The organism is Sinorhizobium sp. 6-70, assembly GCF_030124375.1.
Classification (GTDB): Bacteria; Pseudomonadota; Alphaproteobacteria; order Rhizobiales; family Rhizobiaceae; genus Sinorhizobium.
Genome location: NZ_JASKLS010000019.1, coordinates 1 through 11,834, shown reverse-complemented (window position 1 = coordinate 11,834; position 11,834 = coordinate 1). Strand labels below are relative to the sequence as shown.

10 protein-coding genes are annotated in these 11,834 nt (G+C 58.7%); 9 read left to right on the top strand and 1 reads right to left on the bottom strand.

Going from position 1 to position 11,834, the window contains the following annotated elements; translation table 11 throughout:
• Positions 1-180 precede the first annotated feature (180 nt).
• The 9 genes from nifH to QN222_RS30420 all read left to right on the top strand — a co-directional run bounded on the left by nifH (position 181) and on the right by QN222_RS30420 (position 9,554).
• A complete protein-coding gene (nifH, locus tag QN222_RS26865) occupies positions 181-1,074 on the top strand; it encodes a nitrogenase iron protein (RefSeq protein ID WP_283964729.1) in 894 nt (297 codons plus the stop codon).
• A 114-nt stretch (positions 1,075-1,188) separates the two neighbouring features.
• Entirely contained in the window at positions 1,189-2,691 is a 1,503-nt protein-coding gene (gene nifD, locus QN222_RS26860; RefSeq protein ID WP_283964728.1) for a nitrogenase molybdenum-iron protein alpha chain, read from the top strand.
• A 124-nt stretch (positions 2,692-2,815) separates the two neighbouring features.
• Positions 2,816-4,357, top strand: coding sequence for a nitrogenase molybdenum-iron protein subunit beta (nifK, locus tag QN222_RS26855; RefSeq protein WP_283964727.1), 1,542 nt, complete (start codon positions 2,816-2,818; stop codon positions 4,355-4,357).
• Between the two features lie 61 nt (positions 4,358-4,418).
• Positions 4,419-5,921 carry a nitrogenase iron-molybdenum cofactor biosynthesis protein NifE gene (gene nifE, locus QN222_RS26850; RefSeq protein ID WP_283964726.1) on the top strand — a complete coding sequence of 501 codons (1,503 nt, stop codon included), beginning with the start codon at positions 4,419-4,421 and terminating at the stop codon, positions 5,919-5,921.
• Positions 5,918-7,258 carry a nitrogenase iron-molybdenum cofactor biosynthesis protein NifN gene (gene nifN / locus QN222_RS26845; protein WP_283964725.1) on the top strand — a complete coding sequence of 447 codons (1,341 nt, stop codon included), beginning with the start codon at positions 5,918-5,920 and terminating at the stop codon, positions 7,256-7,258. Before nifE ends, nifN begins: the two co-directional genes overlap by 4 nt.
• Positions 7,259-7,268: 10 nt before the next feature.
• Positions 7,269-7,763: a nitrogen fixation protein NifX gene (gene nifX / locus QN222_RS26840; protein ID WP_283964724.1), complete on the top strand. Its 495-nt coding sequence runs from the start codon at positions 7,269-7,271 to the stop codon at positions 7,761-7,763.
• Positions 7,764-7,766: 3 nt separating this feature from the next.
• Positions 7,767-8,255 (top strand): NifX-associated nitrogen fixation protein, encoded by a 489-nt coding sequence (locus QN222_RS26835; RefSeq protein ID WP_283964723.1) that lies wholly within the window; start codon positions 7,767-7,769, stop codon positions 8,253-8,255.
• 107 nt (positions 8,256-8,362) lie between these two features.
• The gene (locus QN222_RS26830; protein ID WP_283964722.1) at positions 8,363-9,067 is read left to right on the top strand and encodes a response regulator transcription factor; all 705 of its coding nucleotides are present in this window, start codon (positions 8,363-8,365) and stop codon (positions 9,065-9,067) included.
• Positions 9,068-9,374: 307 nt separating this feature from the next.
• On the top strand, positions 9,375-9,554 hold the full coding sequence (locus QN222_RS30420) for a hypothetical protein (protein ID WP_369292083.1): 180 nt from the start codon (positions 9,375-9,377) through the stop codon (positions 9,552-9,554).
• Between the two features lie 566 nt (positions 9,555-10,120).
• On the opposite strand, the gene QN222_RS26825 is transcribed toward QN222_RS30420, so the two are convergent.
• A complete protein-coding gene (locus tag QN222_RS26825) occupies positions 10,121-11,500 on the bottom strand; it encodes an MmgE/PrpD family protein (protein WP_283964721.1) in 1,380 nt (459 codons plus the stop codon).
• Positions 11,501-11,834: the final 334 nt, after the last annotated feature.

Below are 11,834 nucleotides of genomic sequence, written 5' to 3'. Positions count from 1 at the left end.
GACACAGGCTTGTTTAGCCAAACTCTTGTTTCGACTTACGGTAAATAGCTGAAAAACAAACAAAAGGCTTTTCTTCGGGCTCGATCAGCCAAATTGGCATGCGTTTTGAAACCTTCCTTGCGAGGCGGCGCGAGCTGCCGATCGCCGTTGCGATGGATGAAACGAAGGAAGGAAGGCTACATGTCAGATTTGCGTCAAATCGCATTCTACGGCAAGGGGGGCATCGGCAAGTCCACCACCTCCCAAAATACGCTCGCGGCCCTTGTCGATCTCGGGCAGAAGATCCTTATCGTGGGCTGCGATCCCAAAGCCGACTCCACGCGCCTGATCCTGAACTCGAAGGCGCAAGACACGGTTTTGCATCTCGCGGCAGAGGAGGGTTCGGTGGAAGACCTCGAACTCGAGGACGTGCTCAAGGTCGGCTACAGAGGCATCAAGTGCGTGGAGTCCGGCGGCCCGGAGCCGGGCGTCGGTTGTGCCGGCCGCGGCGTCATCACCTCTATCAACTTTCTTGAGGAGAACGGTGCCTATGACGATGTCGACTACGTCTCCTACGACGTGCTCGGCGACGTGGTATGCGGCGGCTTTGCGATGCCGATCCGCGAGAACAAGGCTCAGGAAATCTACATCGTCATGTCTGGCGAGATGATGGCGCTCTATGCCGCCAACAACATCGCCAAGGGCATCCTGAAATATGCCCATTCTGGCGGCGTGCGGTTGGGGGGGCTGATTTGCAACGAGCGCCAGACCGACCGCGAACTCGATCTCTCCGAGGCGCTGGCTGCCAAGCTCAATTCCAAGCTCATTCACTTCGTGCCGCGTGACAATATCGTTCAGCACGCTGAGCTCAGGAAGATGACCGTGATCCAGTACGCGCCGGACTCCAAGCAGGCCGGGGAGTATCGCGCGCTGGCCGAGAAGATCCATGCCAACTCGGGCCAGGGCACAGTCCCGACCCCAATCACCATGGAGGAGTTGGAAGATATGCTGCTCGACTTCGGCATCATGAAAACCGATGAGCAGATGCTTGCCGAACTCCAGGCCAAGGAGGCCAAGCTGGCGGCTGCCCACTAGGGGCGCCCTCCCCTGCCGCCAGCAGGGGACGCGCCGGCATTGAGCTGGCGCGTCCTTTCCAAGAACGCGCCTCGTCCGCGAGGCGCATGCGAACCTTGAAAGGGAACAGGCCCCATGAGCCTCGACTATGAGAATGACGGCGCTCTCCATGAGGAGCTTATCAAGCAAGTGCTGTCGCAGTATCCGGACAAGGCGGCGAAGCGCCGCAAGAAGCACCTCAGCGTCGCAACGAACGGGCACGAGGCCGACGAGGATGGAGAGGCCCTCTCCGAATGCAGCGTCAAATCGAACATCAAGTCGATTCCGGGCGTGATGACGATCCGCGGCTGCGCCTACGCCGGCTCCAAAGGTGTGGTGTGGGGTCCGATCAAGGATATGGTCCACATCTCACATGGGCCAGTCGGTTGCGGTCAATATTCCTGGTCGCAGCGCCGGAATTATTACGTCGGTACGACGGGCATCGACAGCTTCGTGACTCTGCAGTTCACCTCCGATTTTCAGGAGAAGGACATCGTTTTCGGCGGCGACAAGAAGTTGGAAAAGGTCATCGACGAGATCGAGGAGCTGTTCCCGCTGAACAATGGCATCAGCGTCCAATCGGAATGCCCGATCGGCCTGATTGGCGACGACATCGAGGCGGTGTCGCGCAAAAAGGCCAAGGAGAACGAAAAGACGATCGTGCCGGTGCGCTGCGAGGGCTTCCGCGGCGTCTCGCAGTCGCTTGGTCACCACATTGCCAATGATTCGATCCGCGACTGGGTCTTCGACAAGACAGAAGTCGAGTTCGAGGCCGGCCGTTACGACGTTAACGTCATCGGCGACTACAATATCGGCGGTGACGCGTGGGCTACGCGTATCTTGTTGGAGGAGGTGGGTTTGCGCGTCGTCGGCAACTGGTCGGGGGACGCGACGCTTGCTGAGGTGGAGCGCGCGCCGAAGGCCAAGCTCAACCTCATCCACTGCTACCGGTCGATGAACTACATCTGCCGGCACATGGAGGAAAAGTACGGCATCCCCTGGATGGAATACAATTTCTTTGGTCCCTCACAGATCGAAGCCTCTCTGCGCAAGATAGCCAAGCATTTCGGGCCCACAATCGAGGACAGGACCGAGGCGGTCATCGCCAAGTACCGACCCTTGGTCGATGCGGTCGTCGACAAGTATTGGCCGCGCCTAGAAGGAAAGACCGTGATGCTCTATGTCGGCGGCCTTCGCCCTCGTCACGTGATCACGGCCTATGAGGACCTCGGCATGGTGATAGTTGGCACCGGATACGAGTTCGCTCACAACGATGACTATCAGCGCACCGGCCATTACGTAAAAAATGGCACGCTGATCTATGACGACGTGACCGGTTATGAGCTGGAAAAGTTCATCGAGGGGGTCCGACCTGATCTCGTGGGCTCCGGCATTAAGGAGAAGTACCCGGTGCAGAAGATGGGCATTCCGTTCCGTCAGATGCACTCCTGGGATTATTCCGGCCCCTATCACGGCTATGACGGCTTCGCCATCTTTGCCCGCGACATGGATCTGGCCATCAACAACCCGGTCTGGGACCTCTACGACGCCCCCTGGAAGAAAAAGGCCCTGCCGCCGATGGCGGTCGCGGCCGAATAAAAACGGGCCTCCCAGGAGCAGGGGGGCCGACGAACGCCCGCGACCCTTGATCCGCGGGAAACCTGAAACGTCTCGACGTCCTGTGCCGCCGCCTGGCGCGCCAGATGAAAAGAGGTGACCACCCATGCCGCAGTCGGCCGAAAAAGTTCTCGACCATGCTCCCCTGTTCCGCGAGCCGGAATACAGCAAGATGCTCGCCGAGAAGAAGCTGAATTTCGAATGTCCGCATCCGGATCAGATCGTTACCGATCAACGCGAATACACCAAGACCTGGGAGTACCGCGACAAAAACCTCGCCCGGGAAGCGCTTGTCGTGAACCCGGCCAAAGCCTGCCAGCCGCTTGGCGCCGTCTTCGCGGCCGCGGGCTTCGAGCGGACGATGTCCTTCGTTCATGGCAGCCAGGGCTGCGTTGCTTATTACCGTTCGCATCTGTCGCGACACTTCAAGGAGCCCTCGTCAGCGGTTTCGTCCTCGATGACCGAGGACGCGGCGGTGTTCGGCGGCCTGAAGAACATGGTCGACGGTCTCGCCAACACCTACGCGCTCTACGACCCCAAGATGATTGCCGTCTCGACCACCTGTATGGCAGAGGTCATCGGCGATGACCTGCACGGCTTCATCGAGAACGCCAAGAACGAAGGTTCAGTCCCGGCCGACTTTGATGTTCCTTTCGCTCATACGCCCGCCTTTGTCGGCAGCCATGTCGATGGTTATGACGTCATGGTCAAGGGCGTCCTGGAGCACTTCTGGAAGGGCCAGGAGCGCAAGGAAACCGCTGGAACGATCAACATCATTCCGGGATTCGACGGCTTCTGCGTCGGCAACAACCGCGAGCTCAAGCGCCTGCTCGACTTGATGGGCGTGTCCTATACCTTCATCCAGGATGCTTCCGACCAGTTCGACACGCCGTCGGACGGCATGTATCGCATGTATGACGGCGGCACGATGCTCAAGGACGTGAAGGCAGCACTTCATGCCGAAGCGACACTGTCGCTGCAGCACTACAACACTCGCAAGACGCTGGAATACTGCAACGAGGTCGGGCAGGCGACGGCCTCGTTCCATTATCCGCTTGGTGTTCAGGCGACCGACGAATTCCTGATGAAGGTCTCGGAGATTTCCGGCAAGGATATCCCAACGGCAATCGGGATGGAGCGCGGCCGACTTGTCGACGCCATGGCGGACAGCCAGGCCTGGCTGCATGGCAAGAAATACGCAATCTACGGCGATCCTGACTTCGTCTACGCCGTGGCCCGGTTCGTGATGGAGACCGGCGGCGAGCCGATCCACTGCCTCGCCACCAATGGGACACCTGCCTGGGAAGCCGAGATGAAGGAACTGCTTCAATCCTCGCCCTTCGGTAAGGACGGCCAGGTCTGGGCAGGCAAGGACCTCTGGGCGATGCGTTCGCTGCTCTTCACCGAGCCGGTGGACCTGCTGATCGGCAATTCCTATGGGAAGTATCTGGAGCGCGACACCGACACGCCACTGATCCGGCTGATGTTTCCGATCTTCGACCGGCACCATCATCATCGGTTCCCGCTCATGGGCTACCAAGGGGGCTTGCGCGTCTTAACGACGATCCTCGACAAGATCTTCGACAAGCTCGATCGCGAAACGATCAAGGTAGGTGTGACGGATTATTCGTATGACCTCACACGCTAAGAACGACGGTTGGCCTTCGCCAAAGGCCAGCCATTTTCCGGTGGACTTGGAGTCCGGCGCGATGCCCCCGCTCACTGCCAAAATCCAGGATGTGTTCGACGAGCCCGCATGCGAGAAGAACCGCGGCAAGGATGCAAAGGCGCGCCAGAAGGGATGTTCGAAGCCGCTGACTCCCGGGGCGGCCGCCGGCGGCTGCGCTTTCGACGGGGCCAAGATCGTGCTGCAGCCGATCACCGACGTCGCGCACTTGATCCATGCACCGATCGCCTGCGAGGGTAATTCCTGGGACAATCGCGGCGCGGCTTCGTCGGGGCCAACGCTATGGCGCACAAGCTTCACGACAGACCTGACCGAACTCGACGTGGTGATGGGGCAGGGGGAGCGGAAGCTTTTCAAAGCGATCCGCGAGATCAAGGAGACCTATGCGCCGCCGGCGATCTTCGTCTATTCGACCTGCGTGACGGCGCTGATCGGCGACGACATCGAGGCGGTCTGCAAGCGCGCTTCGGAAAAGTTCGGCTTGCCGGTGGTGCCGGTCAACACGCCGGGCTTCGTCGGTTCCAAGAACCTCGGCAACAAACTTGCCGGCGAGGCGTTGCTCGATCATGTCATCGGCACGGTTGAGCCCGACGATGTCAGCCCTTACGACATCAATATCCTTGGCGAATTCAATCTTTCCGGCGAGTTCTGGCTGGTGAAGCCGCTCCTTGACCGACTCGGCATCCGGGTGCGCGCCTGCATTCCGGGCGACGCGCGCTACCTCGACGTCGCTTCGGCGCACCGTGCGCGGGCGGCCATGATGGTGTGCTCGACCGCGCTGATAAATCTCGCCCGCAAGATGGAGGAGCGCTGGGACATCCCGTTTTTCGAGGGCTCCTTCTACGGCATCAGCGACACCTCGGAAGCACTTCGGCAGATCGCCGGGTTGCTTGTGAAGAAGGGCGCCGGTCCGGAGCTCCTTGAGCGCACGGAGACACTGATCGCGGAGGAGGAGGCGATTGCGTGGAAGAAGCTTGAAGCATACCGGCCGAGGCTTGAAGGCAAGCGCGTACTGCTCAACACCGGCGGGGTGAAGTCCTGGTCGGTTGTCCATGCGCTGATGGAGATCGGCATCGAGATCGTCGGCACCTCAGTCAAGAAATCGACGGCCGAAGACAAGGAACGCATCAAGCGGATCCTCAAGGACGAGAACCATATGTTCGAGACGATGGCGCCCCGCGATCTTTACGCCGTGCTCTCTGAAGACAAGGCCGACATCATGCTGTCTGGCGGGCGCACGCAATTCATCGCGCTGAAAGCCAAGACACCCTGGCTCGATATCAACCAGGAACGTCACCATCCCTATGCCGGGTATGCCGGCATGGTGGAACTCGTACGCCAGATCGACCTTGCCATTTACAACCCGATCTGGCGCCAGGTGCGGGAGCCTGCACCGTGGGAATACCAACCTGCTGTAGAAGAAGAACTACCGGGTACGCACAGCAAAACCGAGACCGTCCACGCCTTCAAAAAAGTAGTAGCGCAACTGCCGGCGGTCTCGGCATACGTTGAGGAAAGCCGATGACCCGCATTCTTCCCCAAACCAAATGGGCGGCGGTCAATCCGCTGAAGTCCTCGCAGCCGCTGGGTGCAGCGCTCGCCTTCCTTGGGATCGATGGTGCAATCCCGCTGTTCCATGGCAGCCAGGGCTGCACCAGCTTTGCGCTTGTCCTTCTCGTGCGGCACTTCAAGGAAGCCGTCCCCTTGCAGACAACGGCGATGGACGAGATGGCGACGATCCTCGGCGGCATGGACCATCTGGAAGAGGCGCTCCTCAATCTAAAGACCCGCACGAACCCGAAACTGATCGGGGTCTGTACCACCGCGCTGGTTGAAACCCGTGGCGAAGATTTCGCAAGGGATTTGGCGAACATCAAGATGATGCACGCCAAAGAGCTCGCGGGCACGGAGGTCGTTCTGGCCAACACGCCGGATTTCCACGGTGCCATCGAGGAGGGCTGGGCCCAGGCTGTCACTGCCCTGATCCAAAGGATTACGCTGCGTGGTGAGCGGGTTCGGCAGTCGAAGAAGATTGCGATCTTGTCAGGCTGGAACCTCACGGTGGCTGACATCGAACATTTGCGCGAGACGGTGGAAAGCTTCGGTCTCAAGCCAGTGATCCTGCCTGACCTCTCTGGCTCGCTCGACGGTACGGTGCCAGACGACCGTTGGGTGCCGACCACCTATGGCGGCACCACCGTCAAAGACATCCAGAAGCTTGGCACGGCCGTGCAATGCATCGCAATCGGGGAGCATATGCGCCCTCCGGCGGAGGTGCTGCAAAAACTGACCGGAGTCCCTTATGCCCTTTTTCATTCCCTTACAGGATTGAAAGACACAGACCGTTTCGTCTCGCTGCTTTCTTCAATCTCTGGTGCGCCGTCGCCAGCGATAATCCGCCGTCGCCGCGCACAGCTTCAGGACGCCTTGCTCGACGGACACTTTCATTTTGGCGGCAAAAAGATTGCCATTGCCGCTGAGCCGGACCAACTTTACCAACTCGCGACGTTCTTCACCGGTATGGGCGCCGATATCATTGCGGCCGTCACCACGACCGCCACCTCGCACATTCTTAAGAAAGTGCCGGCCGAACAGGTCCACGTCGGTGATCTTGGCGATCTCGAAGGTCTTGCCGCGGGCGCTGATTTGCTCGTCACACATTCGCATGGACGCCAGGCGGCCGAGCGTCTTGGCATTCCGCTCATGCGCGTTGGCTTCCCGATCTTCGACCGACTCGGCAGCCAGCACAAGCTGACGATCCTCTATCAAGGGACGCGCGATCTGATCTTCGATGTTGCGAACATCGTCCAGGCCAACCGGCACGCGCCGACGCCCGAGTCACTCGATCCATTCCGTAAATGAGAAACGCCAGATGACTTCCAATCGTCGCCTTTCGCTCGCCGCCAACAAGGTCCACGCATTGACGCCGGGACAGCAATCCGGTGCATTGCGCGTGGCAATTGCGACGCAAGACATGGAATGCCTCAACGCGCATTTCGGGTCGGCCAAACTGTTTGCAGTCTATGACGTGACGTCCGATGACTGGAATTTCGTGGAAGCCGTCGCCTTTGAAGATGTTTCCGACGAAAGCGGGAAGCATCGATCTGAAGGCGATGACCGGATTAGTCCGAAAGTGGAGGCGTTGAAGGGCTGTCACTTGCTATTTTGTCTGGCGATCGGCGGTCCTTCGGCAGCCAAGGTTATTTCGGCGAAAATCCATCCGATCAAAGTGCCGAGCCCTCAATCTATCGAAGACGTGCTGTCGCGAACCCAGGCGATGCTCAGGACTGCTCCTCCGCCTTGGTTGCGCAAGGCGGTAATGGAGGCAGGCGCCACCGAAAAGAAACCGTTCGAGGATGAGGACTGAACGATGAAAAGACCGAAAGCTACTGCGGATGGTCCTGCTGTCGACGCGGACGAGACGGCCCTTGCCACGCCTTTCCTCAAGTGCCTCATGCGGCAGATCCGCGCCCAGGACACCTATGGAATGTGGGAAGACAAATCCGACGCCGACCTGCTCGCCGACTTCATCGTCACGAAGGAGAAGCGCCGTGAGATCCCGATCATCGGCGATCCCGACCCGGACGTGCTGTGGAGGCTCCAGATTTTCTACACGTGCGTCGGGCTTGTGATCGAGCAGCGCTCCGGTCTGGTGGTATCGTCGACCATGATGATGAGCCATGAGGGCTTCGGCCGCGTACTCCTCACGACGGGGCGGTTGGTCGTTCTGTCGAAGACTCTTCGCGACGTCCATCGGTTCGGCTTTGACACGCTTCGCAAACTCGCTGAGGCAGGTGCGAAACTGGTCGATGATGCGGTCGCGATCATTGAAACCTATCCCGACGTGGTACGCGCGTGACGGACCGGTTTTCGAACCAGGGGATCATGTCAGGTCTTGAGGGCATGTGATGACCAGCCCACTCACCGAGGCGGTCGAGGCCGATTTGGTTCTCGGGGGTAGCGCTGATGAAGCCACTGGTCCTGATCTGTTCGCAAGATGCGGAGTTGTATCTGTTCCTCAGCCACATTCTGGGGGTGGACGGCTTCACAAGTGAGCCGGTAGGTGGCGTGGAGGAAGCACTTGCATTGGCCGATAAAAGGCAGCTCCAGGCGGTAGTGCTGGACTGCGGACCAGCAAGCGCGTCAGGGGCCACACTCTGTGCCCGGCTCAAGGGGGAGCCTCGGACAGGAGGCGTGCCCGTTATTGCCCTGATCGCGCCCGGCGCCGAGAACCAACACCTTGATCTCTTGAAGGCCGGCATTGACGAGAGTTTTGTGCGGCCGATCGCGCCGGCCAAGCTGATTGACTGTCTACGGACGAAGCTGGGGCTGCCGAAGCCTGGTTCAAACGGGATCGAAAACGGCAGTTGGCTCTGCTGCGGCGGCCTTGAGATGAAGCCCGATGCCCACCGAGTTCGCGGGAACGGCCACGACATCCATCTCGGCCCGATCGAGTTCAACCTGCTGCGGCATTTGCTTGAGGCTCCTGGCAAGGTCTTCAGCCGAGACGAGCTGATCGACGCGGCTTGGCCGGATAATATTCATATTGGAGCACGCACCGTCGACGTCCATATCAGCCGGATCAGAAAGGCGCTGAAGACGGCCTCGCCCGGCAGCGTCATTCGTACCGTCAGGTCCGCCGGCTACTCGCTCGGCGTGCCGGACGGCTAAATAGCGAAAGGTGGTGCCATTCACCACATCGTCGTGCCCAGGGCAAGTCTTGCGGCTCGAACGCCGCTTACAGGTGCCGAGACACCAGAAAGAAGCAATAAATGGCGTTTAAAACTGCACTTTGTGTACAGGAGCCGATCACTCCGACCAGGACGTCAGAACAGCTGTCATTTTGTGTGCTGAGGTCGGCGCAAAACTTTCCGTACGGCTCATTAAGGTTGCCAGGCATCTGCGGATTGGCGATGGCTGACTCGTGCCACTGCAGAAATCGACCGGTGGCAAGCCGAAACTAGGGCAGGTCTCGAAGATGGGTCAGCGCGACATTCGGCGGATGCTCATCCTCGGCGCCATGGTCTTAGTGCAATTGGGATCCCCCGAAACGAGCGTCCGAAGGCTCGTGGCTCGCTCGCGGATCGCGAAGAAGCCGCGCATGCTGGTGGCGACAGCGCTGGGCACAAGATTGCGCGTGGCATCTGGGCCATGCTGACGAAAGGAGGATTACCGGAATCCGGCGACGGCACCTGCATGTCATTCAACAGCGCACCTGAAGGCCGGTACGTCGGGGAACAGGAAGGCGAGAACCGCAGAGCAGATCGGCGTTACGGAAACCAGTTGCAGCGTTCCTTGCGAAACGGCTGCCATCCACACAAGCGCCTGCAGCACCATAATCTTGAACAATTATAACCGCATCAAAGGCGGCGTCCGCCTTTGGCGCCATCGGTGCGCATCCGCGACCCGCGAAACACCTCAAGGCACCACCGCGTTCAGCTTCACCAGTGGTTCGTCCGCCTCGCTCAGCCGCACACAACGCTTCAATGCCCCAGAACCCCGCCTGTCCCCGCATCCAGCGCCTCCGAGCAAACCACCAGGCGAAGTGAATCGAAATGCGGTCCGGATTGCGAGGTTTTTCGAGGTGTCCAGCTTCCCAAGTCATCGCTACTCGCTCAGGCAAAAAGGAGAGTAAATCGAGCGTCCAGTCGGTCCATCCCAGTAGCGGTGTTACGGGTGCACCTTTCTGCGATCAACTCGAGGGGCGATGTTCGGAGGGTCCCATCAAGTTGATGCCTCAGGATCGCCATACGCGATGCGCATAACGTCTTTGACTGTATGGCGTTCCAAATCAAGGATGCCATTGCACAATCGTTCCGCCCGAGTACGTCTGATGACCGGCGTGGTAAGCCCGAGGAACTTCGCTACTACGTCTTTGCGAGCGAACGGTGGCCCGTTAGGATGACCTTTTGGATATTCGGCGTATTCATTAAGCACCCGGCCATCCTTCGTGTGTAAAGTGACCCGGACCGGCACCATACCACATTTAAAGAATCTTTCTTGGGCGCCGGGCAAGACGGTCATTGTTATTTTTTCGACGGTCTTAGCTATATCCTCGCGTTTCAAGTCCTGGTCCGATAATCCTAGGGCTGAGGACTTGCCATGCAACTCGAGGGCTACGAGATAGGGTATGTTCAAAAGGGCGTCGAGGACTGTGTCCGGCCATACATCTGAGTTTAAGTCTCGCACGAACTCATGAGCCGTTTCGATCGTGATCCTGTCAATGCCCTCATGCGTTACGAAATAACTTTTGATCAGGTTGCGGATGCAGTCGATCGGCGTATGGGACCAACGACAACCGCTGTAGGGTTTAAACCCTATTTCCTTTACGATGGACCTTTCGGCGAAAGGCGTCACTAGAACATCTGGATCAAACTGATCAGAGCCGGCTATTATCCAATAGCCAAATTCACCATCAAATATCTCACGATTGCCTTCATATCCCGCTATGGTAAGGTCAACTGACGTTATGCCGGCTTTGTTCGCCCAGCCATAATTGTTCTTAAGCCAGTTTAGCGGCAACTTGCGAAGATAGGGTGGCGGCGCATGCATCGCCGTCAGCCCGTATGCGCCTGCTATCTCTTCCGCAGACAACCGGCGGAGCTTCGCGGTTGCGCTTGTCGCGCCGAATACCTGCCAGGATGAGTAACCCTTGACTTTCTGATCGCGTTCAACGCTCGCGGAGATTGCTAGACCGAGGCGCATCGACATCTCATAGCCGCACATAGCTGATAGTATCAGTTCGGGACCACTGGCGTTTAGCAATTCTGCCACCGCAAAGGCGGCAGGCAGAAGCGAATTCCCGGGATGACCATAACGAATGTAGGAATCATCGAGGCTCAGCATTGTGCCGGCTTGGGCGTTTGCATGAGCGGCATTCGGCGGCGTCATGCGCTTGCATGCCCCAAATACAGTCGCCTCGCCCCCGGGGTCGATCTCTTCCAGGTAGGATGCAAGCCGGAGGGACTCCCGGTGCACGGATCCCGCAATCATGCACCCAAGCTGATCCAGGATGAGCAGTTTGACTTTTTCTATGATTTCGGGGGCTAAGTCTTCATAGGAAGCATCAGCCACCATTTGCGCGACTTGCATTGTAAGAGTCATCATACAATCTTTGTTAGTGAGGGCGGATGCGGCATGAGTCAGGTTATCAGGTACGAGACAGGCTTGCCGCGAACATCAATCTTCAGAAAGGAGCGAGGCGCTGTTGGGGCCAGGTGAATTGCAGCAGCAACCACCAGGAACCGAACGCCGACTATTCCGAATCGAAAGGCGTGCGGCCGTCTAGCCATTTGCCGCAACTCGCTCTAAGGCCCGGCGCCGTTGCGTTAGCGCGTCATGCAGAATCTCATCTTGATCGACCCGCGTTAGTTGTCCATCGCGCATGACGACCTGACCGTTGATCATGACCGTGTCTACCGGAAGGTTGAAGGATGAC

Coding starts and splice junctions, on each gene's coding strand:
- nifH (WP_283964729.1), top strand. CDS start 181: ATGTCAGATTTGCGTCAAATCGCATTCTACGGCAAGGGGGGCATCGGC.
- nifD (WP_283964728.1), top strand. CDS start 1,189: ATGAGCCTCGACTATGAGAATGACGGCGCTCTCCATGAGGAGCTTATC.
- nifK (WP_283964727.1), top strand. CDS start 2,816: ATGCCGCAGTCGGCCGAAAAAGTTCTCGACCATGCTCCCCTGTTCCGC.
- nifE (WP_283964726.1), top strand. CDS start 4,419: ATGCCCCCGCTCACTGCCAAAATCCAGGATGTGTTCGACGAGCCCGCA.
- nifN (WP_283964725.1), top strand. CDS start 5,918: ATGACCCGCATTCTTCCCCAAACCAAATGGGCGGCGGTCAATCCGCTG.
- nifX (WP_283964724.1), top strand. CDS start 7,269: ATGACTTCCAATCGTCGCCTTTCGCTCGCCGCCAACAAGGTCCACGCA.
- QN222_RS26835 (WP_283964723.1), top strand. CDS start 7,767: ATGAAAAGACCGAAAGCTACTGCGGATGGTCCTGCTGTCGACGCGGAC.
- QN222_RS26830 (WP_283964722.1), top strand. CDS start 8,363: ATGAAGCCACTGGTCCTGATCTGTTCGCAAGATGCGGAGTTGTATCTG.
- QN222_RS30420 (WP_369292083.1), top strand. CDS start 9,375: ATGGGTCAGCGCGACATTCGGCGGATGCTCATCCTCGGCGCCATGGTC.
- QN222_RS26825 (WP_283964721.1), bottom strand. CDS start 11,500: ATGACTCTTACAATGCAAGTCGCGCAAATGGTGGCTGATGCTTCCTAT.